At 50.6% G+C, this 26,016-nt stretch carries 25 protein-coding genes and 2 pseudogenes; 9 read left to right on the forward strand and 18 right to left on the reverse strand.

The features are described from left to right. Nucleotides 1-2 precede the first annotated feature (2 nt). Together zirT and zirU are read right to left on the reverse strand one after the other, a co-directional pair. On the reverse strand, nucleotides 3-1,985 hold the full coding sequence (gene zirT / locus ACLJZ5_RS01965; RefSeq protein WP_024797907.1) for a two-partner secretion translocator ZirT: 1,983 nt from the start codon (nucleotides 1,983-1,985) through the stop codon (nucleotides 3-5). 74 nt (nucleotides 1,986-2,059) lie between these two features. Further along, complete coding sequence (gene zirU, locus ACLJZ5_RS01970) at nucleotides 2,060-2,905, reverse strand: two-partner-like secretion system exoprotein ZirU (RefSeq protein WP_024797906.1); 846 nt, start codon at nucleotides 2,903-2,905, stop codon at nucleotides 2,060-2,062. A 296-nt stretch (nucleotides 2,906-3,201) separates the two neighbouring features. Here zirU and ACLJZ5_RS01975 point away from each other — a divergent pair, with 296 nt between their 5' ends. Next, the gene (locus ACLJZ5_RS01975) at nucleotides 3,202-4,059 is read left to right on the forward strand and encodes a GyrI-like domain-containing protein (RefSeq protein WP_077914041.1); all 858 of its coding nucleotides are present in this window, start codon (nucleotides 3,202-3,204) and stop codon (nucleotides 4,057-4,059) included. 390 nt (nucleotides 4,060-4,449) lie between these two features. After that, nucleotides 4,450-5,559, forward strand: a complete 1,110-nt coding sequence (locus ACLJZ5_RS01980) for a hypothetical protein (RefSeq protein ID WP_024797904.1) — start codon at nucleotides 4,450-4,452, stop codon at nucleotides 5,557-5,559. A 213-nt stretch (nucleotides 5,560-5,772) separates the two neighbouring features. Here the strand turns inward: ACLJZ5_RS01980 and ACLJZ5_RS01985 are convergent, their stop codons facing one another. Together ACLJZ5_RS01985 and ACLJZ5_RS01990 are read right to left on the reverse strand one after the other, a co-directional pair. Beyond that, nucleotides 5,773-6,009 (reverse strand): YgdI/YgdR family lipoprotein, encoded by a 237-nt coding sequence (locus ACLJZ5_RS01985; protein WP_001168017.1) that lies wholly within the window; start codon nucleotides 6,007-6,009, stop codon nucleotides 5,773-5,775. A gap of 128 nt (nucleotides 6,010-6,137) precedes the next feature. Continuing rightward, entirely contained in the window at nucleotides 6,138-6,728 is a 591-nt protein-coding gene (locus ACLJZ5_RS01990) for a TetR/AcrR family transcriptional regulator (RefSeq protein WP_024797903.1), read from the reverse strand. A gap of 77 nt (nucleotides 6,729-6,805) precedes the next feature. Here ACLJZ5_RS01990 and bdcA point away from each other — a divergent pair, with 77 nt between their 5' ends. Further along, nucleotides 6,806-7,519, forward strand: coding sequence for an SDR family oxidoreductase (gene bdcA, locus ACLJZ5_RS01995; RefSeq protein WP_000979084.1), 714 nt, complete (start codon nucleotides 6,806-6,808; stop codon nucleotides 7,517-7,519). 90 nt (nucleotides 7,520-7,609) lie between these two features. Here the strand turns inward: bdcA and ACLJZ5_RS02000 are convergent, their stop codons facing one another. Together ACLJZ5_RS02000 and ACLJZ5_RS02005 are read right to left on the reverse strand one after the other, a co-directional pair. Further along, on the reverse strand, nucleotides 7,610-8,479 hold the full coding sequence (locus tag ACLJZ5_RS02000) for an aldo/keto reductase (RefSeq protein WP_000456775.1): 870 nt from the start codon (nucleotides 8,477-8,479) through the stop codon (nucleotides 7,610-7,612). Nucleotides 8,480-8,755: 276 nt separating this feature from the next. Beyond that, the gene (locus tag ACLJZ5_RS02005) at nucleotides 8,756-9,661 is read right to left on the reverse strand and encodes a LysR family transcriptional regulator (protein ID WP_023202503.1); all 906 of its coding nucleotides are present in this window, start codon (nucleotides 9,659-9,661) and stop codon (nucleotides 8,756-8,758) included. 118 nt (nucleotides 9,662-9,779) lie between these two features. Here ACLJZ5_RS02005 and ACLJZ5_RS02010 point away from each other — a divergent pair, with 118 nt between their 5' ends. After that, nucleotides 9,780-10,709 carry an aromatic alcohol reductase gene (locus tag ACLJZ5_RS02010; protein WP_024797902.1) on the forward strand — a complete coding sequence of 310 codons (930 nt, stop codon included), beginning with the start codon at nucleotides 9,780-9,782 and terminating at the stop codon, nucleotides 10,707-10,709. 96 nt (nucleotides 10,710-10,805) lie between these two features. Here the strand turns inward: ACLJZ5_RS02010 and ACLJZ5_RS02015 are convergent, their stop codons facing one another. Continuing rightward, nucleotides 10,806-12,419 carry an ABC transporter substrate-binding protein gene (locus ACLJZ5_RS02015; protein WP_001216553.1) on the reverse strand — a complete coding sequence of 538 codons (1,614 nt, stop codon included), beginning with the start codon at nucleotides 12,417-12,419 and terminating at the stop codon, nucleotides 10,806-10,808. Between the two features lie 189 nt (nucleotides 12,420-12,608). Here ACLJZ5_RS02015 and mpaA point away from each other — a divergent pair, with 189 nt between their 5' ends. Then, nucleotides 12,609-13,337 carry a murein tripeptide amidase MpaA gene (mpaA, locus tag ACLJZ5_RS02020; protein WP_000219108.1) on the forward strand — a complete coding sequence of 243 codons (729 nt, stop codon included), beginning with the start codon at nucleotides 12,609-12,611 and terminating at the stop codon, nucleotides 13,335-13,337. Here mpaA and ycjG read toward each other — a convergent pair. Beyond that, a complete protein-coding gene (gene ycjG, locus ACLJZ5_RS02025) occupies nucleotides 13,312-14,277 on the reverse strand; it encodes an L-Ala-D/L-Glu epimerase (RefSeq protein ID WP_001258073.1) in 966 nt (321 codons plus the stop codon). The genes mpaA and ycjG overlap by 26 nt on opposite strands. A 115-nt stretch (nucleotides 14,278-14,392) precedes the next feature. Here ycjG and tpx point away from each other — a divergent pair, with 115 nt between their 5' ends. Further along, nucleotides 14,393-14,899: a thiol peroxidase gene (gene tpx / locus ACLJZ5_RS02030; RefSeq protein WP_000084401.1), complete on the forward strand. Its 507-nt coding sequence runs from the start codon at nucleotides 14,393-14,395 to the stop codon at nucleotides 14,897-14,899. A gap of 89 nt (nucleotides 14,900-14,988) precedes the next feature. Here the strand turns inward: tpx and tyrR are convergent, their stop codons facing one another. From tyrR to pspA, 8 genes are all read right to left on the reverse strand, one after another. Continuing rightward, a complete protein-coding gene (tyrR, locus tag ACLJZ5_RS02035; protein WP_001235493.1) occupies nucleotides 14,989-16,530 on the reverse strand; it encodes a transcriptional regulator TyrR in 1,542 nt (513 codons plus the stop codon). 147 nt (nucleotides 16,531-16,677) lie between these two features. Beyond that, the gene (locus ACLJZ5_RS02040; protein WP_001294463.1) at nucleotides 16,678-17,739 is read right to left on the reverse strand and encodes a YcjF family protein; all 1,062 of its coding nucleotides are present in this window, start codon (nucleotides 17,737-17,739) and stop codon (nucleotides 16,678-16,680) included. Then, nucleotides 17,736-19,133 carry a YcjX family protein gene (locus ACLJZ5_RS02045; protein WP_000825860.1) on the reverse strand — a complete coding sequence of 466 codons (1,398 nt, stop codon included), beginning with the start codon at nucleotides 19,131-19,133 and terminating at the stop codon, nucleotides 17,736-17,738. The genes ACLJZ5_RS02040 and ACLJZ5_RS02045 overlap by 4 nt, the downstream gene beginning before the upstream one ends. Nucleotides 19,134-19,281: 148 nt before the next feature. Then, on the reverse strand, nucleotides 19,282-19,596 hold the full coding sequence (gene pspE / locus ACLJZ5_RS02050) for a thiosulfate sulfurtransferase PspE (protein ID WP_001615721.1): 315 nt from the start codon (nucleotides 19,594-19,596) through the stop codon (nucleotides 19,282-19,284). 112 nt (nucleotides 19,597-19,708) lie between these two features. Next, nucleotides 19,709-19,927, reverse strand: a complete 219-nt coding sequence (gene pspD / locus ACLJZ5_RS02055; RefSeq protein ID WP_001097607.1) for a phage shock protein PspD — start codon at nucleotides 19,925-19,927, stop codon at nucleotides 19,709-19,711. Between the two features lie 22 nt (nucleotides 19,928-19,949). Then, complete coding sequence (gene pspC, locus ACLJZ5_RS02060; RefSeq protein WP_000508938.1) at nucleotides 19,950-20,309, reverse strand: envelope stress response membrane protein PspC; 360 nt, start codon at nucleotides 20,307-20,309, stop codon at nucleotides 19,950-19,952. Continuing rightward, nucleotides 20,309-20,533, reverse strand: a complete 225-nt coding sequence (pspB, locus tag ACLJZ5_RS02065; RefSeq protein ID WP_001274953.1) for an envelope stress response membrane protein PspB — start codon at nucleotides 20,531-20,533, stop codon at nucleotides 20,309-20,311. The genes pspC and pspB overlap by 1 nt, the downstream gene beginning before the upstream one ends. Nucleotides 20,534-20,592: 59 nt before the next feature. Beyond that, nucleotides 20,593-21,261, reverse strand: coding sequence for a phage shock protein PspA (gene pspA, locus ACLJZ5_RS02070; RefSeq protein ID WP_024797901.1), 669 nt, complete (start codon nucleotides 21,259-21,261; stop codon nucleotides 20,593-20,595). Nucleotides 21,262-21,431: 170 nt separating this feature from the next. On the opposite strand from pspA, the gene pspF reads away from it, so the two are divergent. The 3 genes from pspF (at nucleotide 21,432) to sapB (ending at nucleotide 25,135) form a co-directional block, all read left to right on the forward strand. Continuing rightward, a complete protein-coding gene (gene pspF, locus ACLJZ5_RS02075; RefSeq protein WP_023198592.1) occupies nucleotides 21,432-22,412 on the forward strand; it encodes a phage shock protein operon transcriptional activator in 981 nt (326 codons plus the stop codon). A gap of 111 nt (nucleotides 22,413-22,523) precedes the next feature. Beyond that, entirely contained in the window at nucleotides 22,524-24,173 is a 1,650-nt protein-coding gene (sapA, locus tag ACLJZ5_RS02080) for a peptide ABC transporter substrate-binding protein SapA (RefSeq protein ID WP_001241629.1), read from the forward strand. Continuing rightward, a complete protein-coding gene (sapB, locus tag ACLJZ5_RS02085) occupies nucleotides 24,170-25,135 on the forward strand; it encodes a peptide ABC transporter permease SapB (protein WP_000583298.1) in 966 nt (321 codons plus the stop codon). Before sapA ends, sapB begins: the two co-directional genes overlap by 4 nt. Before the next feature lie 231 nt (nucleotides 25,136-25,366). On the opposite strand, the pseudogene ACLJZ5_RS02090 reads toward sapB, so the two are convergent. Beyond that, nucleotides 25,367-25,667 (reverse strand): annotated as a pseudogene (locus ACLJZ5_RS02090) (recombinase family protein); the annotation flags it as partial. A gap of 158 nt (nucleotides 25,668-25,825) precedes the next feature. Beyond that, a pseudogene (locus tag ACLJZ5_RS02095) lies at nucleotides 25,826-25,996 on the reverse strand (putative holin); the annotation flags it as partial. Between the last annotated feature and the right edge of the window lie 20 nt (nucleotides 25,997-26,016).

Raw genomic sequence — 26,016 nt, forward strand, 5'->3', positions numbered from 1 at the left:
CATTAATTCGCATCAGATGCTGCGGTAGAACTCTTGGCATTTTCTTTATCAGAAATAATTCTGACCCGGATATATTTATTCTGAAGCGATTCCCCATTAAGACTATAAGGAAGAAGCCAGGTGGCCTTTGTCGCCCCCGGTACGGATTGCCAGGATTTCATTTCATCCGAGATTTCCCACTGATAATTAAACGCATCAGTACAGTCCGTGTTATTTACACAAAGCGTTCTGGCTCGCATTTCTGTTCCGACGACTGGCGCAGTAACGCTTCCGTTGGCTTCTTCAGTACCCGGCGTAAAAAGCACCTCCACAGAAGTGACCTTCTGCGCAATACTGTCTGACTGCGCTTGTAGTAGTACGGTACCCTTCACCGGATGTTTATCGTCTGGTCCGCTTGCTTCAATATGTAATTTGAGCGAGCGGGCATCATCGCCGATATGGGTCACCAGAACCCGTTCAACCCAATGGCCGTCACGCTCTCTACCACCGAGCGCTTTAAATGCCAGACCCGGCGTATCTGATTGATACTTAATATGACGTGGTTTGAGCGATGCCCACTCCTCTTCAGAACGCTCGCGCACGTAGTGCCACTCAATAACCTTCCCCTCTTCTCCGGCAGGAAGCGGCGTACTGATAACAAAGTTGCCGTCCTCAACCTGAACATCGTCATTGATAACATTTATCCATGAACGGAAACTGGTCTCATCCTGTGTCACCCTTACCGGGATACGCTCGGAGGTCACGCGAGTACCCCGACTGTCAGTCACCGTTAAATAAAGGCTATACTCCTGACCGTCGGTCGCCGTCAGCGGAAGTTGAGGAAGGATAAGGCCGCTGCCCAAACTCCCCTGAAGCTGAAGTCCGGCGAGAAGTTCCGCATCACCCGACCACTCAACTTTCTCAATCGGGTAACGGCTATCTACCGTCGCCATTAATGTCACCAGCGTCCCGGACAGGCCTGACACCGGCATTGCCGTAATGCGGATTTTACTGGCCTGCTCCCGATACGCCATGACGATATCGTAATTACGATCGACAAAGGCACGCCGATTAGTCGTATTTGACGGCGCACCAACGTTGCGGTAATCAAGCTGTTCATGTAACGGCGTACCGAAGGAATAGTTGACTCTCAGACCGCCCTCTGCCTGCGAGCCGCCGTTACCGGCGTCCCGATATCCTGCTCTGACCTCAAGCAAGGGGACAGGATTCCAGACCAGAGCCGCACCTGCGGCGCGGGGATTCCGGCTTAATGTACCGTTACCCAATAGATCAACTTTATCCCCGTAATACTGTTCATATGTGAGCTCGCCACTGAACCAGGGAAAATCGGGAAGCGTGCCTTTTGTTCGCAGATCAAAGCCATATGCCGGACGCTCATCATGTAATTCATGCGCTGCTGACGTTTTCCAGCCGGTGAGAGGGAAATAATAGTTGCCGGAAAAGGCCAGACTGTCTTTATAAACTTCCCCGCCAATGCCGCCACGTAAGTGGGAATAACGGATGTCGGCATCCAGAAACGTATTGACGCCGAGCAGCCATCCATTGACCTCCTGGCGGTAACCCATACCAACGTTAACATAGGTGCGGCCATCGAAACTGCTGCTGTCGTGGTCGCGAAAGCCAAGCTGGCCAAAGAGTAAAGACGATGTTGTTTCCTGGACGGGAATAAACATATCGAACTCTGATGAGCGATATTTCGCGCCATCTTCAAGATTGACGCCACCACGGAAAATAATCTCCGGAAAAGCGCTCTTCATCCCCTCGTTCACCAGATGATTAGCGGCTTGCCCTGGTAATGCCTTTATTTTTCCTTTGGCATAATCCTCCAGCGTCCCCTCCTGCAGATGCGGAGAAATAGACGATGCCGTCCCTGCAATCCATGACTGAATTTCATTATCGCTATCAGCGATGACCGGCAGTGGAATCTGACTGGTAACAATGGCCCAGGTTATATATTTAGTAATGGGTTTTTTAGAAAAAACCACTTTATTGTCTCCTGCTATATCCCCCTGCCTGGCAGAGGGAGTATTTAAATAAGATGTTTATTTGGCGATAACCATCAGCGACGGATAGCGCGTTTATTCTCCGGCGTGGCTTTCGTCGTTTTAGGCGTAACGTGGACACGGAACAGTTTATTCTGCTCAGTTCCCTTAATAATATATTTATGCTTTTCAGCGTTGGTATTATTCAGATCGGTGAACTTATCTGGTGTCCCGGCATCCGCCATCTGCCAGGTAAAGTTATAATTACTGACCTCACACTCAGCCGCCGCTGTGGCGGCACATTCCAGTACCGCTTCAAGGGTGCCGCCTACCACTGGAGTGTTGGCGTCATTGGTACCGTTGAGTTCATCAGTCGGTTTACCACTTTCATTCACCACATTGATAGTGACAGAACGTAGCTTATTAGAAATTGTACCGTCTGCGGCGGAGTCGCCGCTCACCCCAGAAGATGCAGAAGTTAATAAGACAGTGGCAGGCAAGAATGCACTATCCGGCGTCCCCGTTGCCGTCTTAATCCGGTAAACGATTTTAATTTTTTTACCGCCTGCATCAGCAGGAATGGTAAAAGCCGTCCCGGTTGCCGCCGGGGTTCCAGAAGGATCGGCGGCCTCATTATCCACCAGATACCATTTAATATTGTCGGCATTATTCATTTTATCCAGCGATAAGGGATCCCCATCCTCATCCTCAATAAAAACATCCGCTATCTGGAGGGTTGAACCGGTCGTCAGTTCCCCAGACACTTCTATCTTTTTTGCATTAGTAGTTGCCACAGGACGGTGACCAACAGAAGCAGGCGTAGCAGAAGAAGCCATATCATTGGCTCTGATATTCGCCACCGCCTCTACTGAGACCACGGATGCACAAATCGCTAAAGCTAATAAAGATTTTTTGAAGTACAAAACAATTCATCCCTTTTATTAAATCATTAGAAATAATTATGAGATTTATAATCTCACGGGCTAAAAATTCAGGATTATTCAATCATTTTAACCGCCTGTGAAATTATACCCTTCGCCATGCCAATTACTTAGCTTTACTGGCAAAAGCCGATCTCCAAGTGTAAAGTTTATTCAGAAACGTCAAGCAATTTAAATCTTTCTTGTTTTGCCAGAAAAGCTAACAACCCCCCACTGGTTTAATAACACAGTATGTAAAACACCTTAAATGTTTATATTTTCGGCTTCAATAAAGAGGAATGATGATGAAAAAAGCCATAATAATCTCAGTATTAGAGCAAATAGAAAAAAATCTTGAAGAGAGGATTGATATTGAAAAGCTGGTTGTTATAACAGGTTATTCGCGAAGGAGTTTGCAGGATTTTTTTAAAGAAAAGTGTGGCGTCTCTATCGGAAAATATATCAGACAACGCAAGTTGAGCAGAAGCGCCACTCTGCTAAAGCTGACCTCTCAGTCGGTCACAGATATCGCGTTCAGAATGGGGTTTGATTCAGTGCAGTCCTATAGTCGAGAGTTCAAAAAAACATTTGGCGTCAATCCCAATAACTATCGCAAGGCTGATTTCTGGGATCTCAGAAACCTACGGCCTCCCTACTGGCTTGACTGTGATGAGCATTATCAGTTCGAAATTTGTCAGCTTACGTCAAAAGAAATTTTCGGATTTCAAACATCTCATCAGATCGCAACAAATGACCTTCCTAAAAAAGTGTCGCCTATAAAATGGAAAATCATTCATGAGACGCTCAGAACGTGGGGCGAAAATGTGTATTGTCTCTCGTCTTTTAAGCCGGATAATACCAAAGACCAGGTCATCGCCGTAAGCAGTTTTTTTGGTATGGAACATAATTCCGTCGATGGAGGCAAAATCCCCATGTCGAGGGTAATAAAATGTGGTAAATATGCAAAATTCCATTTCGTTGGTCATAAGGAACAATATCAACAATTTTCCAATACAATATATATGTGTATATTGCCAAAACTGAATCTTATCAGGAGAGAAGGAGAAGATATTGAATACTTCCATTTGGCATCCGTCCAAAAGCAACAGAATAATGAATCCATTGTCGATCTTTATTATTACATCCCTGTACTGTAATGACTTCGTACCATCCACGCATTTCATCTGAAAAGTCTTCTCTTTTCAGAACGGTAATAAAACTCTCAGTATTGATTCTGGTAAAATAAGTGACTATTAATATAGTTAACGTTTTGAAAGAATTGAAAAAAATAAATTGCGTGCACGCGACACCGGAGACAGATTACTGACAGTACTGTACGGTGTAGTGATCAGGTAATATTGGCTACAGTTTACGGTAAAAGCAAAGTCCATACTTTAACTATTAATGGGAGTATGCTGGCCGGGCGGCTTGCGTGGCCTTCATGCTCCCACATTTACAATGTTGGTATGATTACATTCTCTCTATATTTTACTGTGCTAACCTTTTATCTCGTTGAGATAACGTTTAATTAAAATGCTCTCTTTTTGATGTACATTATAAGGGGAGACATTATTCATATTTTCGAAATCAGGGCAGACGATATGTATACAACCATCAGAAACACAACGCTAGCAATGGTAGCGTGTTTTTCGTATATCGCACATGCCAGTACCCACCCTCCTCTTATTATCACCAGGGGAGCCGGAGGAGACGCCTCCGGAGCCACAGTCATTCATGATAATTGGCGGCATGGCACTCCTGACCTGGTCAATCTTACCGATATCCCCATAGATAAAATCAGACCAGAAAAATACCGTTGCGTACTGATTATTGGGCAAGGAGCTATAAAAGAGATGCTTCTTGCGAACAATGCCTCAGCAATACTTTCCGGAAAAACGGTTGGTCTTTATACTCATCTGATCGATCAGAACACGCTCAGATTACTTCGGCAATTGCAGAACAAAGTGAGATTCAATCTCTTTTTTACCCGCTCGCAGATAACTCTACTAAAACTAAGGAACATTTCAGAATATAATTTTTTGAGTTCTAAAGTAAATAATGTCTGGGGACAAGACTCACTAGCAATTGAAACAGTGGCACCTGACAGGGGTAATATACCGGAAAAAGCGCTTCCCCTCAAAACAACGGATTATGTGATCTGGCTGGGTGGAAACTATACTACCTCTTCTGGTACGCAGCGTATCTTCACAAACGATCAGATTGTTGTAGCCCTGAAACCACTACATAATGTTATTTCATCAAATGCATCGATTGCTATTATGCTTTCACCACGTTTTTTCGATAATAGCATGAGTAAAGAAGCAAAAGTTAAACGACTGAAGGCAGTGCTTAACACCTTTTCGCGAAACAGGGTCACATTTTATATGAGTAAGGAGATGCTTGCTAATCTGAAAGAATTTGATTTGCCTGTTCAACTATCCCCTTCTTACGCAGAGCTGATGCGAATGCCCTGGGCCAGCGCTACCCAGCATTTTGCCTCTGTGGATCAATATAACCTCTTTGCTGATCTCATACCTAAAGTCACGCCGTTTCTTCTTGAACCGAATGATGCCGATCAAGCTCTCTATGCGACGGATTATCTTAATACCCGGCGTGTAAGTCTGACCCAAAATATTCTTAACCACGGTTGTGACTAAATAAAACGCGCAGAATCCGGGATAGTTAGCAATCCAAAACAGACCGTTAGCCATGAGTACTGTTTATCTTCACTATACAGGGAACAACCAAATAACTGACAACACAAATCAAGCCGATACCCGGAATTCGGCTATACAGGCGCTCTATTCAATTCAGGCCCAGAAACCGTCCGGTACCCATACTGGACACGGCCTCCCAACTGCTTTAGCGCATTACCAGTCCAGCTTCGATGCGCCTTCTGTCGTCTGCACTATTTCACTGGTTTTAATAACGCGATGATAACCATAAACATCAGCGTATTTCGTCATTCCGGTTGCGGTGTCAACCTCCGGCTTACCCTGCGTTTCAATAATCTCTCCCGTCCGGGTCGTCATGGTATAGGTCGTTGTACATCCGGCTAGCATCAACACTGATAAGCTAAGTACCGTAATAAGACTACACTTTTGCATTTCTTGTTTCCCTGACACCTCTATTTTTGATGTACTTTACCGAATACCGCAACGGCAAGATGGATGATTAGGGCTATTGCTCCCTGTTTGTCCGTATCTGACTGGCTCAGGTTTTTTGATGCGCTGCGTTAATCCGGCAGTAATCGCTCCAGCACATCCCCAGCCAGAAGCACGCTCTCCTGAAGACGCTCCAGGCTATACCCCGCTCGCGCCTTGGCGGAAAGCCCCGCCATTAGCGTCCCCATAAAGTCCGTCGTCCGGTCAGCCTCTTGCGGATACCGCATGGCGACATAAGTGCGAATCAGGTTTTCAGCAGCGATGTAAAACTCGCAGGCGGCCTCTCGTGCCAGTTTATCGTTACAATGAGCGCCCTCCAGAACCAGACATCCGGTGGCATCAGGATCGGCAGCGTAACGTCTTGCCGCTTCCATCAGCACATCGATAAGGCACTTCGCGGTCGGGCGATCGTGACGCAGAAGCGCCCCGAGCGGAATCGCGTCGGTCATCCTGTAACGCTTTAATACGCGAGTATACAACCCCAGCTTGCTGCCAAACGCCGCATAGAAACTGGGAGGATTGATCCCGAACGCTTTTGTCAGATCCGCTACGCTCACCGCGTCGTATCCGCGCGAATGAAATAAGTGTTGAGCGGTTTCAATGGCTTGCTCCGGATCGAACTGGCGAGGGCGACCCGGCGTTCGGCTATGTTTTGTAGTCATTACTACATAACTCCTTGACGGCATGATTTCATTACGCATATTGTAGTGGTTACTACAATATCATAAAGGACATCCTGATGATGCTATTTCGCAACAAATCTGTACTGGTTTTAGGGGGAAGTCGTGGTATCGGCGCGGCTATTGTACGACGCTTTAGCGCTGACGGCGCATCGGTCGTTTTCAGCTACGCCGGATCGCGTGAAGCCGCCGAAAAACTGGCAGCGGAAACCGGAAGCACCGCCATCCAGACGGATAGCGCCGATCGGGATGCCGTCATCAGCCTCGTGCGTGAGTACGGACCACTGGATATTCTGGTCGTCAATGCGGGCGTGGCTCTCTTCGGCGATGCGCTGGAACAAGATAGCGATGCGATAGATCGTTTGTTCCGTATTAATATCCATGCGCCTTACCATGCGTCAGTCGAAGCAGCCCGCAACATGCCGGAAGGTGGACGCATTATTATTATCGGTTCCGTGAATGGCGATCGGATGCCCGTACCGGGAATGGCCGCGTACGCCGCCAGTAAATCAGCCCTGCAAGGGCTGGCGCGCGGCCTGGCCCGTGATTTTGGCCCCCGCGGGATTACAATAAATGTGGTGCAGCCAGGCCCGATTGATACCGACATCAATCCGGAAGATGGCCCCATGAAAGAGCTGATGCACAGTTTCATGGCAATCAAACGACACGGAAGACCTGAAGAAGTGGCTGGAATGGTGGCATGGCTTGCCGGCCCGGAAGCCTCTTTCGTCACCGGCGCGATGCACACCATCGATGGTGCCTTCGGCGCCTGACGGCCAGGCGAATATCACACGGTTGCCGTCTACGCTCCGGCAACCGTGTTAGAAGCTGTTCATGCGAGAAAACATCCGCAAGCGCCGGGATCAATCGTGGATTTTAACGCCAAGACAACCGCGAACAAATTCAGGATTAAAATGCTTCACCGCTTCGCCAACGTAGCCTAAATCAAGGGCGTTGATTTGAGCCATTTCGTTATCCGTTAGTGAGAAATCCCAGATGGCAAAGTTCTCTTCAATGCGTTCCTGTCGAGTGGATTTAGGAATAACCGTGACGCCACGCTGCACGTTCCAACGCAGGACAACCTGCGCGATGGTTTTTTGATGGGCATCGGCAATCCTTTGAAGCATGACATTTTCATACGGTTTATGTCTCCCGCCGCCTAACGGCGCCCACGCTTCAGGCTGAACGTTATAATGCTTCATGGTTTCCAGCGCGGCGGGTTGTGCAAAGTATGGATGCAATTCGACCTGGTTTACCATTGGCGTAATTCTGACGGTTTCACAGAAGTTGGCTAACACATGCGCATAGAAGTTGGACACGCCAATGGCTTTTAGTTTACCGGCTTCATAAGCGTCTTCCAGCGCGCGCCACGCGCTAAAATAATCGCCCATTGCCTGATGCAATAAATAGAGATCAAAATAATCTAACCCGGATTTTTTCAGCGACGCTTCAATACCTGCTTTGGCCAGATCGTAGTTAGCCATATCTTGCACCCACAGTTTAGAAGTAATAAATAACTCCTCACGGGTACACAGACCTGTCGCGATGGCTTCACGAACAGCGTCACCAACGGCATCTTCATTGCCGTATACCGCAGCGGTATCGATAAGACGATAACCGCTGCGAATAGCGCTTAACACTGACTGCTGACATTCTTCTTTGTCGGTTACCTTAAAAACGCCAAAACCCACCATAGGCATTTTAAGGTTGTTACTTAATATTGAATATTCCACGCTAAAGCACCCTTTCGTCGTAAAGACGCCATGATAAGAGCAAAATACAGGTACAATGAGTATTGTTAAATCCGATTATATTTATACAAAAAGTTCATTAATAACAGTTGTACAGATTTTTTATTGCATCCAAACGTTCAGTGCTTGCTATATCCTCGCCGTGTAGCCCCCTGTTTGATAATGCCTTTTTCTTATGCGTCAAAACCAGTACCGTCATTTTGACCGTCTGTGGAAAAGTTTTCTGAACAGGCAATGCGATATCCGGAATAATATTTTTTAGCGAAGAGGCTCCGACTGGCTCAGCGCCGTTTTGCACCAGTCATAAAAAGCGCGTACCGCAGGCGGCAGAAACCTGTTTTGCGGATAGACCAGCGCAAGCGGCAAATCGTAAGAATGGTTGTCCATGCAGGTCACCAGCGCCCCGCTGTGCAGATACGGCGCAACCAGATAGCTGGCGACGCGAATTAACCCCAGCCCCTGTATTCCGGCCTGAATATAAGCGTCCGTATCATCGACAACCAGCGTCTCCTGCACCCGCATCGCGTAATCCTCCCCCTCACGCGTAAAAAACCAGTCGGTGGTACGCCCGGTGCGGTGGTTCAGGTAGCCGACCGCATGGTGTTTTTGCAGATCATCTAAATTTTCAGGACTACCGTAACGCTCAATGTAAGTGGGCGATGCTGCTATCACCCAGTTAAAACTGGCGAGCGGACGGGCAACCAGCGTGGTGGAATCATCGATCCTGCCGGCCCGAATCACACAGTCATACCCTTGAAGGATAATATCCTCCACGCTATCGCTGGAACAAAGTATCAGTTCCAGCTCCGGATACTGGCGCAAAAAGGCCGGGAGCGTAGGAATAATGCAATGCCGGGCGAGAGATTGCGGCATCCCCACTTTAAAACGCCCTTTGGGTTGTGCCGCCCGGCCGGGAAATGACGACTCCATGGCCGCGATATCTGCCAGCACTCTTTTGCACTCTTCGTAGTAACGCCGCCCCTCTGCGGTCACACTAAGTTTGCGAGTTGTACGTTGCAAAAGTTGAATCTTAAGCCAGGATTCCAGTTCTTTAACCACCCGCGATACCGTTGAGCGCGGCACGCCCAGCACTTCGGCGGCTCTGATAAAACTATGGGTATCCACCACGCAAACATAGACCTGCATCGCTTCCAGCTTGTCCATTTTTTCCCCGCCAATTATCCCATTTATCAGAACAGTCTAACCCGTCTTCGGCGTCTTATCGAACGCAGATCCCTGACGTAATCTCTATCTACAGGTGAATCAACACAGAGAGGTGCAAATGAAACAATCCAATAATCAGGTGGGTGAAAAAGTATTGGTGCTGGGCGCGGGACAACTGGGGGCGTCAGTGCTGGCGTCGTTGGTTCCGGCGGTCACACAGCGTAATGGTTCCGTTTGCGTTATTGTGTCAGGGCGATCCAGGGATAAACAGAGCAAACGACGTTCCAGCATTCATCAACAACTGGCGGATGCCGGTGCGCGGTTTATCCCGGTCGACATCGCAGACAGTTCGGTTGCAGCGTTAAAAGATCAATTCCACGGTTTTGATACGATCATCAATTGTATGGGGTTTGTCGCCGGTGCGGGTACCCAGATAAAAATCACCCGCGCGGTACTGGAGGCGGGCGTTAAGCGCTATTTTCCCTGGCAGTTTGGCGTGAATTACGATGTGGTCGGCAAAGGCAGCGGCCAGCCGGTGTGGGACGAACAGTATGACGTCAGGACGCTTTTGCGCGAGCAAAACGTCACAGAGTGGGTGATTGTTTCAACCGGTTTATTTACCTCTTTTCTCTTCGAACCGGCCTTTGATGTGGTCAACTTAGACCAAAAAACCATCAATGCCCTCGGCGGATGGGAAATGCAGGTCACCGTCACGTCGCCTGCGGATATTGGTCGCCTGACCACTGAAATTTATCTGCATCAGCCGCGTATCACTAACGAAGTCGTCTTTGTCGCGGGGGAAACGACCTCTTATGCAAAACTGGCGGAAACGGTCGAACGCGTGACGCAGCAAACTTTTACCCGAGGCGTATTGACGCTACCTGACTTACAGGAGCAGCTCCGTTTACATCCGCATGACCCAATGCTGCGCTATCGCGTCGCCTTCGCGCGTGGTGACGGTATGTGGTGGCCGATGAGTGACACCTGGAATGCACAACATCATCTGCCGACACAGGATATTGCCGCCTGGCTGAAAACACAGCAATGAGAACGGCGGCATCAGGCGCTCGCTTAATCCCCATGCCTTTTGCCAGCATCAGGCGGCGGGCGTGGCTACCTTGAGTTAACAAGAAACCAGTACGCATCAGTGCTTCACAATATACATCGTACGGCTATAGGCCACATCTTCCGGGTTAGTAATGGGGTATCCCTTTACCCACGGTTTAATTAACCGGCCATTGGTATACTGATAAATAGGCGCTATAGGCGCTTGTTCCGTTAAAATTTTCTCCGCTGCATTGTAATCCGCGTTACGTGCTTCGGCGGTATTTTCCATCGTCGCTTGCGTCAGGATTTTGTCATAAGTCGGATTAGTAAAGCGTGAAATATTCCCCGTATGCGTGGACGTTAATAAGGATAAGAAAGTCGACGGTTCGTTGTAATCACCCACCCAGGAGGCGCGAATAACATCAAAATTACCGGTATTACGGCTGTCGATATACGTTTTCCACTCCTGGTTTTGCAATTTCACATCCACCCCCAGATTTTTCTTCCACATTGACGCCACCGCAATCGCGATTTTCTGATGGTTTTCTGAGGTATTGTAAAGCAGAGTTAATTTAAGCGGCTTCTGCGATCCGTAGCCTGCTGCACGCAGCAATGTTTTCGCCTGGGCGTTAAGTTCTTCCTGGCTCATTTGTTCAAACGGTGAAGGATCGGGCTTAAATCCTGCCGTAACATCCGGTGTAAAATGCCAGGCCGGTTTTTCACCGGTACCTAAGACTTTTTCCGCCATCAAACGGCGATCAATGGTCATACTTAGCGCCAGACGAACGCGGGAATCCGCCGTCGGCCCTTTCTGCGTATTAAACGCATAATAATAAGTCCCTAATTGCGGCGGCGTATAAACTTGCCCTGGAATATCCTTCAATAATTTCTGGTACATATTTTTAGGGAAAGATTCGGTGATATCAATATCACCGGCAAGATAACGTTTCGTCGCAGCCGACTCCTGGTTAATGGGTAAAAATGTCACTTTTTGCAGTACCGTTTTCGCGTTATCCCAGTAATGCGTATTAGGCACGACCACCAGTTTTTCATTTACCACGCGCTCTTTAAGAACATACGCGCCATTGCCAATCAGTTTTCCCGGCTTCATCCAGTCTTTGCCGCTTTCAACATTCGCTTTTTGGACCGGATAAAAGGCAAAACTGGCGGTCAGACTGGCAAACCAGGGCAACGGCTTGTCAAGCTGAACACGCAAAGTGTGCGCGTCCACGGCACTGACGCCAAGCTGATCCGGCGTGACTTTACCGTCGATAATGGCTTGCGCATTAGTGATGCCAGCCAGAGCGGCAAACCAGGCGAAGGGGGAAAGCGTTTTGGGATCAACGAGGCGTTGCCAGCTATAGACAAAATCCTGGGCGGTCACCGGCGTTCCATCGGCCCATTGCGCATCATCCCGCAACGTAAACGTCCAGATACGATTATCATTGCTCTTCCACTGGCTGGCGACGCCAGGGATAATTTCACCCTTTTCGTTCTGGTTAACCAGCCCTTCAAACAGATCGCGGATCACCTGAATTTCAGGCAGCCCAACGGCTTTCGCTGGATCTAACGAAGCGGGCTCATCTTTGATATGACGCACCAGTTCTTGTTTCTCTGCCAGTACCGTTCCGCCGGGAACATCCGCAGCATATGCCAGGGAAAAGCTGCTAACCAACAGCGCACAACAGGTTACTGAAACAGAATGCCTCATAGAAGTTCCTCAAAGATGAGTTAAATGACAACGTAATTATTTGTTTCAGCAGAAAGAAATGCAATTATCTTCCGCCAGAAAGTTGATATCGCGCCATACAAGAGGGTAAATAGAAACCATTTGATAATCGGCGGGTTTTACACAACACTACGATGATTACCCTACTGGTCTCAGCTTCGGGAAACGCGTATGACTGTCACCCGCCCCCGTGCCGAGCGCGGCGCATTTCCGCCAGGCACTGAACATTATGGACGTTCGCTACTAGGCGCGCCGCTAATCTGGTTTCCGGCGCCTGCCGCCAATCGCGAAAGCGGCCTGATACTGGCTGGCACCCACGGAGATGAAACCTCATCCGTGGTGACGCTCTCCTGTGCGTTACGCACCTTAAATCCAACCCTTCGCCGTCATCATGTCGTACTTGCCGTTAATCCTGATGGCTGTCAACTGGGGTTAAGGGCAAATGCGAATGGCATTGATCTAAACCGTAACTTTCCCGCCGCCAACTGGAAAGCGGGTGAGACAGTTTATCGCTGGAATAGCCGCGCGCAAGAGCGTGATGTCGTGCTGCTAACCGGCGACCATCCCGGATCAGAACCGGAAACCCAGGCGCTTTGCCAGTTAATTCATCGACTCCAACCCGCCTGGGTCGTCTCTTTTCACGATCCGCTAGCCTGCATTGAAGATCCACGTCGCAGCGAGCTAGGCGAGTGGCTGGCCGATGCTTTTGCGTTGCCGCTGGTGACCAGCGTAGGTTACGAAACGCCCGGTTCGTTTGGCAGCTGGTGCGCCGACCTCAACCTGCACTGCATTACCGCCGAGTTTCCCCCTGTTTCCGCCGATGAAGCCAGCGAAAAATACTTGCTGGCGATGTCGAATCTGCTCCGCTGGCATCCTAAAGATGGAGTTGACCCGTCGTAAAGCGTAGCGCGGGCTCAACATCAACCGCCAGCCATGTTGGGCCATCAAGATCGGCGAAGCTCACCTGCGGCATAAGCGGCAGCGCGGCGCTAATCGCTCTTGATGTACAGAGCATACAGCCCAGCATCAGGCCGAATCCTTGCTCCCGCGCCTCCGTTGCCAGCGCCAGCGCCTCGGTCAGACCGCCGGTTTTATCCAGCTTAATGTTGATCATATCGTAGCGCCCCGTCAGGGCTTTCAGACTACTGCGAGTATGGCAGCTCTCATCTGCACAGATGGGCAACGGATGAATAAAATTTTCCAGGGCGGCGTCATCCTGCGCGGGCAGCGGTTGCTCCAGCATCGCGACATTCAGATCCGCCAGTAACTGGCAACGCGCCGCCAGCCCCTCCGGACGCCACGATTCATTGGCGTCCACAATGAGCGTCGCCTCCGGCACCGCCGAGCGGATCGCCACCATACGTTCGCTAATCAGACGAGCATCGAGTTTGATTTTCAGCAACGTCGCCCCTTTTTCCCATAGTGCCGCCGCACTGGCAGCCATCTGTTCCGGCGTGCCTATCACTACCGTTTGCGCGGTAGTAAAAACCGGGGCCAGCGTCACGCCGAGCAGCCCGGCAAGGCTTTGCTGCCGCTGGCGGGCTTGCAAATCCCATAAGGCGCTATCCACCGCGTTGCGCGCCGCGCCTGCCGGCAACAGTTTCTGCAATGCTTCGCGAGTCAGCCCGTTTTCCAACTGAGGCACAATACTCATGATTTGCGCCATGACCGAGGCATCACTTTCACCATAACGTGGATATGGCGTACATTCCCCGATGCCTTTTACGCCCTCTTCCTCCAGTTCGACAACGACAACATGCGCTTCGCTTCGGCTACCACGCGCAATAACAAAAGGCGTATGTAACGGCCAGGTTTCCTCATATACCTTAACAGATCTCATCTCTTCCCCTCTGATAGCGCCGGACGCGGCTTGCTACAAATAGTATTTGCCGTGTTAATGAATAATGACTTAAACTGGATTTCGACGTTAGCTATAAGTAAATAGGAACATAATTATGTCACAGACTGTACATTTCCAGGGTAACCCGGTCACCGTTGCCAACGTTATTCCGCAGGCTGGTAGCAAAGCACAGGCTTTTACTCTTGTCGCAAAAGATTTGTCTGACGTTTCCCTCAGCCAATATGCAGGCAAACGCAAAGTGCTGAATATTTTCCCAAGCATTGATACTGGCGTATGCGCCGCATCAGTTCGTAAGTTTAATCAACTGGCCACAGAAGTGGAGAATACCGTCGTATTGTGCGTTTCTGCTGACCTGCCTTTTGCACAGTCGCGTTTTTGCGGCGCGGAAGGCCTGAGCAACGTTATTACGCTTTCCACTCTGCGTAATAACGAGTTTCTGAAAAACTACGGCGTCGAAATCGTTGACGGCCCGCTGAAAGGTTTGGCGGCGCGCGCAGTCATCGTGCTTGACGAAAACGACAACGTTATTTTCAGCCAGTTGGTGGATGAAATCACCCACGAGCCGGATTACGACGCCGCGCTTAATGTCCTGAAGGCATAAGCCAGCGCCTGCTGGCGCTACGTTTGTCAGTGCTACAGGCGATGCTCTTTTGTCACAAGAAGGCCTCTATCCGGAGGCCTTCTTTTTTTCTACTCTTCACCCTTCTTCTGGCTCAGACCATATTCACGCAGCTTATTGGCAATCGCAGTGTGCGATACCCCCAACCGTTTCGCCAGTTTACGCGTACTCGGATAGCTACGATAAAGCTGAGTAAGGACAGAACGTTCAAAACGACTGGTAATGTCATCCAGCGAACCTTCCATCGCATCCTCGCCGACTGCCACCGTCGCGGCATCGTAGTCAGGCAGCAGGATATCCTGCGGACGCAGCTCATACCCTTCCAGTTGCGTCAGCGCCCGGTAAATCGCATTTTTAAGCTGGCGAACGTTACCCGGCCAGCCGTAACGAGTGAGAACCGTACTCAGATCGGCAGACAGTTTCGGTCGCGGAACGCCCTGTTCGTCGGCAAAACGCGCCACGAACAGTTCGGTCAACGGCATAATATCCTGCGGGCAATCGCGCAACGGTGGCAAATTAAGCGTCAGAACGTTAAGTCGATAATAGAGATCTTCGCGGAACAGTCCTTTTTGCACCAGCTCCACCAGATTTTTCTGCGTGGCGCAGATAACGCGGACATCAACATGAATTTCGTGATCTTCGCCGACGCGACGGAACGTACCATCATTGAGAAAACGTAGCAGCTTCGCCTGCATACGCGGCGACATTTCGCCAATTTCATCCAGCAGCACCGAGCCGCCATTCGCCTGTTCAAAAAAGCCTTTTTTACCTTCCGGCGCATGGCCAAATAGTTCGCTTTCTACCGCATCTTCCGGGATTGAAGCGCAGTTGAGCGCCAGATACGGTTTCGCTGAACGAGGGCTTGCCTGATGACAGGCATAGGCGAAAAGATCTTTGCCGGTTCCCGTATCGCCGGTAATCAGCAGCGGCGCGCTGAGCATCGCCAGTTTGCGCGCCTGCTCAACGACGTGCTTCATCTTTGCGCTCACGGCAATAATCTGACTAAACGCGCTCAGATCCTGCGTGGACAAATTCTGTAGCTGCTGCCCCATACGAATCGTGGAACGCAACATCACGACCGCCCCGGTCAACACGTATTCGTCATTTTCGTTTTGTAAATGTACCGGCGTAATCTCCATCAGGAAGTTTTGCCCGTTGATTACGACATGTTCGTTATGGGAGCTTTGCGGGTTACCGTCCAGCCAGCGCTGAAAATTGAAGCCGTTGATTAATTGTGCGGCGGTATGGTGCCGCATTCGCTCCTGGCTCTGGGCAAAAAGCTGACAACTCGCCGGGTTTGCCATCTCCACTTTACTCTTCATATCCAATGAGAGCACCGGCTCCGGCAACGCCTCAAGCAGCGCGCTCAGGGCCAGATGTTCACGTTCGGACGGCATCCAGGGAACGGTACGGACATCCGTTACGCCGGAAATACGGCGGATTTCGGCCATCAGGCTGCTAAAGTCGGTGAATTCCAGCTCAGCAAAATTAAGATAAATTCGCCCAATGGGATCAATCTCGATTCCGCGTAAATCAATGCTACGTAACACCAGTAAATCAAGTAATTCGCGGGTCAGACCAAGTCGGTCTTCACAAAAGACTTCCAGACGCATGGGAACCTTCACCTGAATAATGAACCATTAAATAGATGATAAGACACTATTCGGCTGGCAGGAAGGATTCTGTCAACAAATATTGACAGCATGGCGGAAAAACGGGCGCTGCGGCGTAAAGCCAGGCCGTCAGCGCCATGTGAAAGGTCATTTCTCAGGCGACGACTTACTCTTTTGCAGCGTCTCTTTTAGCTGACCGATAAGCTGACGACGAAAATCACCGAGACGTGGTTTATCGTTGTCGATCCACGGCAATGGTCGACATAGCTCCATCGCTTTTATTCCCAGTCGAGCGGTAAGGAGACCTGCGCCAATCCCCTGCGCCGCGCGCGTGGACAGGCGTGCGGCCAGATCCTGAGACATCCAGTCCATACCGACTTCACGCACCAGCTCACTGGCTCCCGCGAATGCGATATTCAGCAACACCAGACGGAACAGACGAAGGCGGCTGTAATAACCAAGTTCAATGCCATATAGCGTTGCGATACGGTTAATCAGGCGTAAATTACGCCAGGCAATAAACGCCATATCCACCAACGCTAACGGGCTGACGGCGATCATCAGAGTCGATTCCGCGGCGAAACGGCTAATCTCACGTCGCGCCTGCGCGTCAAGTACCGGCTGTACCAGATGCGCATACAAACCGACGATTTCCCTGTCGTTTTGCGTTTCGTGAATAGCGGCATACCAACGTTGTAATGCCGGATGTGATTGATCAATCCCCGCCTGCTGCGCCAGTTTTTCGCAAAATGCGCGACCTTTCCCGACGCTATGGCTATGTAACAGTTCACGCGCTTCATCGCGTTCATGCGCCCGCTGGCGCAAGCGCCATAACCGCCGCCACTCCGTGACCACCGATCCCACGCCAGCGCCAATGATCAGCGCGCCTGCGGCACAGCCGCCTAAAGCGACCCAGTCCTGAGTTTGCCAGGCATTCATTGTCCACTGTACGCCTTGCCCGACCACGCTCGCGCCAAACAGCGCCAGTCCTCCCATCACCATTTTACGCCACAGACTGCGTTTGGGACGCAGCGCGGCATCGACCGCCGCTTCTGCCACGCCTTCGTCTTCCGGGCGCTCATCGATAGCTGCAGGCGCAAATGTACGCGACTCCGCTTCGCTGAAAGTTTGCTGCGCTTTGAAGGCCGACGTAGGTTCCTCCTTTAGCGGTTCTGCAAAATCAATACGCGGTTTTAACGGTTCGCTCATCGCAGCTTATCTCCTATTAAAAACTCCAGCGCAGCGTCCAGACGAATATGCGGTAACGGTTTATCAACATCCATCACCTGTGGACGAAAGGCTTCGAACTGAAAACCCTGACTATCCCAAAACGCTTGCCCCGGCAAACGCGAAGGCACTTCGCCGGGGTACACGGTTAACGGCGCGCCGTCACTCAAACGGTTTCCACGTAAAGCCGGGATTTTTTCGCCGTTGACCTCAATCACGCCGCTGGTGGTCGCCTGTACCGACGCCAGCCCCAGGCAATCCATACTAATGCCTTCAAACGCGGCATTTTGCCAGGCATCCTGAATAAGCTGCTGGAGCAAGGCCACCATATTGGCATGTTGGTCGAGGGTGACATGGTCGGCTTTCGTCGCGGCGAACAGCAATTTATCAATCACCGGCGAAAACAAACGGCGAAACAGAGTTCGCTGGCCATAGTGAAAACTTTGCATCAACTGCGTTAAAGCGAGACGCATATCATTAAACGCCTGCGGCCCGCTATTAAGCGGTTGCAGACAGTCGACCAGTACAATCTGGCGATCAAAGCGTAGAAAATGATTTTTATAGAACCCTTTGACCACTTTTTCGCAATAGTAGTTAAAGCGTTCGCGCAGCATTCCAGCGTTGGTCTGTTTATCCGCCTGCGCCAGTTTTGACTCGCCGAAGGCGTCCACATCCGGCCACGGGAAAAACTGCAACGCTGGCGCACCCGCCATATCGCCCGGCAAAACAAACCGTCCAGGCTGAATAAAATGCAATCCCTGCGATTTACACTGATGCAAATAATCCGTCCAGGCGGCGGCAATCTCCGCCAGCCGGTTTTCATCGGCGGGCGCCAGCGGATCGAGCCCGTCGCAAAGTTGCCGCCATTTTGCGGCCCACTCAGCGCGTTGTCCTTGTAACAAGCCGTTCATCTGACGGGACCAGCTTAAATAATCCTGAGCCAGCATGGGCAGATCGAGTAACCATTCCCCTGGATAGTCCACAATCTCCAGATACAATGTCGAGGTATCTTTAAAATGGCGCAGCAGCGAGTCGTTTGAGCGATAGCGCAACGCCAGCCGAATCTCACTCACGCCGCGCGTCGGTGTGGGCCAGGCGGGAGGATTGCCATAAAGCTGAAGTATCCCCTCGTCGTAGGTAAAACGGGGAATACCAAAATCACGTTGAGGCACGCGCTTTACGCCAAGCAGGCGTTCTTCGCGTACCGCGCTGAGCAACGGTAAGCGCGCGCCCGCGTGGACATTAAGCAACTGGTTAACCATCGCCGTGATAAACGCTGTTTTACCGCTGCGGCTCAACCCGGTTACGGCAAGACGCAAATGCCTGTCTACCCCACGATTGACCAGCGCGTTGAGTTCAGTTTTAAGTCGCTTCATTGACATCCTGTTGAGCCTGAAGAGAAGAAAAAATAATAACGAGCCTGCGTTATAGATATGTGCAAAAACGTTATTATCAACTACCCGGAGAGATCAACAACGGCGCATTAAGCGCCGCGGTTAGTATGAGTATTGAGCAATAGATTATCTATTTTTTTACTTTCGGCATATCAAGACGACTGATACCGCCCATATTCATCGCGTGCGTATACCCCATATCAAGCAACATTTGTTTTGCCATGCCCGACTGTCGCCCGGAGTTGCAATATAACTTTACCGTATCGTTCCTGTCTGGAACTACCGTTTCGATATGAGATTTAATCTCCTGCAATGGGATATTAATCGCGCCCTGAATATGCTCGCGCTGATATTGTTCCGGAATGCGGACATCTATCCAGTATTCTGCGGCATAAAGCGGCATGGCTACGAATAACGCTAACGCAAATATTCCTTTTTTCAACATACTTCCGTCCTGACACGTAATGTATTTCGCACACACTATACGCCAGAGCTTAACGAAATATTATGACCAGACTCGCTATTTGTAACGCTGCGAAATATTATGACCAGACTCGCTATTTGTAACGCTGCGAAATTTTATTCGCCGCCTTACGAAGTACTGGCTCCAGCGCAAACGCCAGCAACATTTTTAGCGGACGACGGGCGACGGATTTTACCGCCCATCCCGCCACGCCGGCAGGCCCGTAGCGTAACGCGGTCAACAGAACCAGCTTACCTGCTATTTTGAAGCCGGGCTTCACCTTCTGCCCGGCGCGTTGCCAGCGAGTATTCATCTTCACCTTCCCGATATATCACTTACAGTTGACGGAAACGACTACGCAATGTGAACGTATCTGACGTGACGTAGCGTTCCATTTCTCGCAAACGCTTTTCGCCTGCGGCAAGCTCTCTGTCTACGGTATCCAGCAGTTCGCCGCTGGTCGGCTGCGGTTTGCCTGCGGCCAGATTATCCGGCATAGGGTCCAGTACAAAAGACAGAACGATATAGGCCACTACGGTAAAAAACGCCAGCCCAAAGAAAATCGACAGCACGACCAGAATACGCACCAGTTTTACCGGTACATCAAGGTAGTCGGCGATCCCGGCGCAAACGCCACGTACCATGCCCTTTTGCGGCATACGCCATAGTTTTTTATTCAGATTGATTCCACCCATTAGCGCTCTCTCCAGTTCGGATGCTCTGCATCAAGAATGTCTTCCAGCGCCTGAATGCGCTCGCGCATACGTTGCGCGTCGTCTGTGAGTTGCAGTAAGCGTTGCTGCTCGCTTTGCGACAGTTCTCCCCGACCGGCGCGGTTGCTGTAATGCAGCCACAGCCAAATCGGTAACACAAACAACACAAAAATGGTTAACGGGATGGCCAGAAATAGCGCGCTCATGCGTTCTCCTTACACCTAAAGCTGATGAGCGACGGCGCGTACCGGCGCCGCCATTGTCATTATTGATTATCTTGCTTCATTTTGGCTTTCAACTGCGCCAGCTGCTCGCTGATTTCATCATCGGCTTTCAGGTTGGCAAACTGTTGGTCCAGCGATTGCTGCTTACCAAAACGATGGCTTTCCGCTTCCGCTTCCATTTGATCGATACGACGTTCAAAGGATTCAAACCGCGCCATGGCTTCATCCAGTTTGCCGCTGTCAAGCTGACGACGGACATCGCGGGAAGAACTTGCCGCCTGATGGCGCAGCATCAGCGCCTGCTGGCGAGCGCGTGTTTCGCTGAGTTTGTTTTCCAGCTCGCCAATCTCTTTCTTCATGCGCACCAGCGTGTCATCCACCAGCGTGACTTCCTGTTCAAGCGTAGCAATTAAATCGGTCAGCTTTTGTTTTTCAATCAATGCGGCGCGCGCCAGATCGTCTTTATCTTTGCGCAGAGCCAGTTCCGCTTTTTCCTGCCACTCGGTCTGCTGAGTCGTGGCCTGTTCAATACGACGGGATAACTGTTTCTTTTCCGCTAAAGCACGCGCGGAGTTCGAGCGAACCTCCACCAGCGTATCTTCCATCTCCTGAATCATCAGGCGCACCAGCTTCTGCGGATCTTCCGCTTTTTCCAACAACGCATTGATATTGGCGTTCACGATGTCGGCAAAACGAGAAAAAATACCCATAATTCAATCCTCACATAATGTTCTGATAACGGGCGATGCCCTGCTACATGATTAATACAATTTGCGTGCCAACTTTTCATATCGCTGATAGTAAAGGAATTATTTCGTTTTACCTCGCCAGCAAAAAAGGATAAAGTGGTGAAAAACACTAACAAGTGGCGATTTTCATCATGGCTGAATTTAAAGATAACCTGCTCGGCGAGGCAAACCGTTTTCTTGAAGTACTGGAACAAGTCTCCCGGCTCGCGCCGCTGGATAAGCCAGTGCTGATTATTGGCGAACGCGGGACGGGTAAAGAACTTATCGCCAATCGCCTGCACTATCTCTCTTCACGCTGGCAGGGGCCGCTTATCTCGCTTAACTGCGCAGCGCTTAACGAAAATCTGCTGGACTCCGAACTGTTTGGTCATGAAGCGGGTGCTTTTACCGGGGCGCAAAAACGCCATCCCGGTCGCTTTGAACGCGCCGATGGCGGCACGCTGTTTTTGGATGAACTGGCGACAGCGCCGATGCTGGTACAGGAAAAGCTGCTGCGGGTGATTGAATATGGCGAGCTAGAGCGCGTCGGCGGCAGCCAGCCGTTACAGGTTAATGTGCGATTAGTATGCGCCACTAATGCCGATTTACCCGCCATGGTGAAGGAAGGGACATTTCGTGCCGATCTGCTCGACAGGCTGGCTTTTGATGTTGTACAACTGCCGCCGCTGCGCGAACGCCAGAGCGATATCATGCTGATGGCCGAGCATTTTGCTATTCAGATGTGTCGTGAGCTACGTCTGCCCTTATTTCCCGGTTTTACCGATCGGGCAAAAGAAACGTTGTTGCATTACGCCTGGCCGGGTAATGTCCGCGAGCTGAAAAACGTAGTCGAACGTTCAGTGTATCGCCACGGCAGCAGTGAACATCCTTTGGATGAAATTGTTATCGATCCTTTTCAACGCCATCCCGCCGAACCGCCCACGCCCGCCCTGCCAGCGGCATCCGCCACGCCTGACCTGCCGCTCAACTTGCGGGAGTTTCAACTGCAACAGGAAAAAGCGCTGCTGCAACGTAGCTTACAGCAGGCGAAATTTAACCAGAAACGAGCCGCCGATTTGCTGGCGCTCACCTACCACCAGTTTCGCGCCTTGCTTAAAAAGCATCAGCTTTAGCTATTTCTCCGGCTAATTGACGACATTTACGCCAGTTATCCACCGACATTTTTACGTGGCGGGCCGAAGTGCGATACACTTTGCAAATTGAACTTCAAAAACTTAACTATTATGCGCCTGGTTTTATCGTCTCTGATCGTGATAGCGGGTCTACTGAGTAGTCAGGCTACGGCTGCGACTGCGCCCGAACAAACTGCGAGTGCAGATATTCGCGATAGCGGCTTTGTGTATTGTGTCAGCGGGCAGGTCAACACCTTTAATCCGCAAAAAGCGAGCAGCGGCCTCATCGTCGATACCCTGGCAGCCCAGTTATATGACCGCCTGTTGGATGTCGATCCCTATACTTATCGTTTAGTCCCAGAGCTGGCAGAAAGCTGGGAAGTGCTGGATAACGGGGCAACGTACCGTTTTCACCTGCGCCGCGACGTTTCCTTTCAAAAAACAGCCTGGTTTACGCCGACCCGAAAACTCAATGCTGATGATGTCGTCTTTACCTTTCAGCGGATTTTCGATCGTCGGCATCCGTGGCATAACATCAACGGCAGTAGCTTCCCCTACTTTGATAGCCTACAGTTCGCCGACAATGTAAAAAGCGTGCGTAAGCTGGACAATAACACCGTTGAGTTTCGCCTGACGCAGCCAGACGCCTCCTTTTTATGGCATCTGGCCACACACTACGCTTCCGTCATGTCCGCTGAGTACGCCGCGCAGCTTAGCCGAAAAGATCGTCAGGAACTGCTAGACCGCCAACCGGTCGGCACCGGGCCTTTCCAGCTTTCGGAGTACCGTGCCGGGCAGTTTATTCGTCTCCAGCGCCACGATGGGTTTTGGCGCGGCAAACCGCTGATGCCGCAAGTGGTGGTGGATTTAGGCTCCGGCGGTACCGGGCGTTTATCGAAATTACTGACCGGTGAATGCGATGTTCTGGCCTGGCCCGCCGCCAGCCAGCTAACTATTTTACGCGACGATCCGCGTTTACGCCTGACGTTGCGCCCGGGGATGAATATCGCCTATCTGGCCTTTAACACCGATAAGCCGCCGTTGAATAATCCCGCAGTGCGCCATGCGCTGGCCTTATCGATCAACAACCAGCGTCTGATGCAGTCGATTTATTACGGCACGGCGGAAACCGCAGCCTCCATTTTACCGAGAGCCTCATGGGCTTACGATAACGATGCCAAAATTACGGAGTACAATCCGCAAAAATCGCGCGAACAGCTAAAAGCGCTGGGCATTGAGAATCTTACGCTGCATCTCTGGGTGCCGACCAGTTCTCAGGCCTGGAACCCAAGTCCGCTAAAAACGGCGGAGCTTATTCAGGCGGATATGGCGCAGGTTGGCGTAAAAGTGGTCATTGTGCCGGTTGAAGGTCGTTTTCAGGAGGCGCGCCTGATGGATATGAATCACGATCTGACCTTATCCGGCTGGGCCACGGACAGCAACGATCCGGATAGCTTTTTCAGACCACTGTTAAGCTGTGCGGCCATCAATTCGCAAACCAATTTCGCCCACTGGTGTAACCCTGAATTTGACAGCGTGCTGCGTAAAGCACTGTCGTCGCAGCAGTTGGCTTCGCGCATAGAAGCATATGAGGAAGCGCAGAATATCCTGGAGAAAGAGCTGCCGATACTGCCGCTGGCATCATCACTACGCCTGCAGGCTTACCGCTACGATATTAAAGGGCTGGTGTTAAGCCCGTTCGGCAATGCGTCTTTTGCCGGCGTCTCCCGCGAAAAACACGAAGAGGTGAAAAAACCATGATTATCTTCACCCTGCGTCGGTTATTGCTGTTGCTGGTGACGCTATTCTTCCTGACCTTTATCGGCTTTAGCCTGAGCTATTTTACGCCGCACGCGCCGCTACAAGGCGCATCATTATGGAATGCCTGGGTTTTCTGGTTCAACGGTCTGCTGCACTGGGACTTTGGCGTGTCCAGCATTAACGGCCAGCTGATCTCCGAACAGCTTAAAGAGGTGTTTCCCGCCACGATGGAGCTGTGCATTCTCGCCTTTGGTTTTGCGCTGATGGTCGGCATCCCGGTCGGGATGCTGGCTGGCGTGACGCGTAGCAAATGGCCGGATCGTTTTATCAGCGCGCTGGCGCTATTAGGTTTCTCAATTCCGGTTTTCTGGCTGGCGCTTCTGCTCACACTGTTCTTTTCGCTCACGCTAGGGTGGCTGCCGGTATCCGGGCGATTTGACCTGCTTTATGAAGTTAAACCGGTTACCGGTTTCGCCATCATTGACGCCTGGATTTCAGATTCGCCGTGGCGTGATGAAATGGTGATGAGCGCCATACGGCATATGGTTTTACCGGTGCTCACGCTTTCCGTCGCGCCGACCACAGAAGTGATCCGCCTGATGCGAATCAGCACTATTGAGGTCTACGATCAGAACTACGTTAAAGCGGCGGCCACGCGCGGCTTGTCGCGCTTTACGATTTTACGCCGTCACGTGTTGCATAATGCGCTGCCGCCGGTCATTCCCCGTCTTGGTCTGCAATTTTCAACCATGTTAACGCTGGCGATGATTACCGAAATGGTTTTCAGCTGGCCTGGGCTGGGACGATGGTTAATTCACGCCATTCGTCAGCAGGACTATGCCGCTATTTCCGCTGGCGTGATGGTCATTGGGTCGCTGGTTATTGTGGTCAATGTGATTTCCGATATTTTGGGTGCTATGGCTAACCCTCTGAAACATAAGGAATGGTATGCCTTACGATAAGAAACAATGAAAAATATCATTAAATCAAAAAGTTATGATTTTATTTTTGTGATAAGTTCGTTTTTTAGTACGCAAATATATACATATTGTTTTCTATTTTCTCCGGCAGTCCATGCTTCGATGATGATTGCCGGAGATTTATCTTCTCTATCAGCGCCTCCGGGTTTCACTGCGTATCGCTACCTGCTGTCGCGGTACTCCTGCCCCAATCAAACGCCCGACCTGCGCCTATTGTTTCAATGTTAGTTTCGGTCGTCGGCCACCATTACATCCCCCTCGCCCTTGTCGCTTCCAGTCCAGCGCGGGTTCTTTCCACAATCAATTCACGTTCCATTTCAGCGAGTGTGCCCATGACATGAAAGAAGAATCGCCCCATTGGCGTTAACGTGTCTATGCTGTCGGTCAGGCTGCGGAAATTAACGCCGCGTTCGCGCAATTCTTCTACCAGAACGACCAGATGACGCATACTGTGACCCAGGCGATCACGCTTCCATACAACCAGTGTGTCCCCTTCTGATAACGTCCTGACTAAAAGGAGCAGGCTTCACGGGCTGGATTTATCCAACAAAGCGCGTAGTGAGTGTTTCCCGTGAGCCTGAATACGAAAAAGGCCACGTAAATGCGCAGCCTTTATGGTGAGAGTTCTAATCTTAAGAGGCACTCCATCAAACAAACCACCCACAATTGTCAGAAGCTTGAAGGAGTGCTTTGGGGTGACAGTATCTGCGGCATTGTTGCCACGAACAACGTTCCCGCAAATGCTCAAAATACAATCCCAAAATCCGCTCCAGTAAACAGTCTGAATATCGTTGCCCCACAGATCGCTACAGCCATACAGGAACCTGATAAAGGTTCAGACATAATCGTCTCACCAACAAGAT

The organism is Salmonella sp. 5800 (assembly GCF_046558195.1).
GTDB lineage: Bacteria > Pseudomonadota > Gammaproteobacteria > Enterobacterales > Enterobacteriaceae > Salmonella > Salmonella enterica.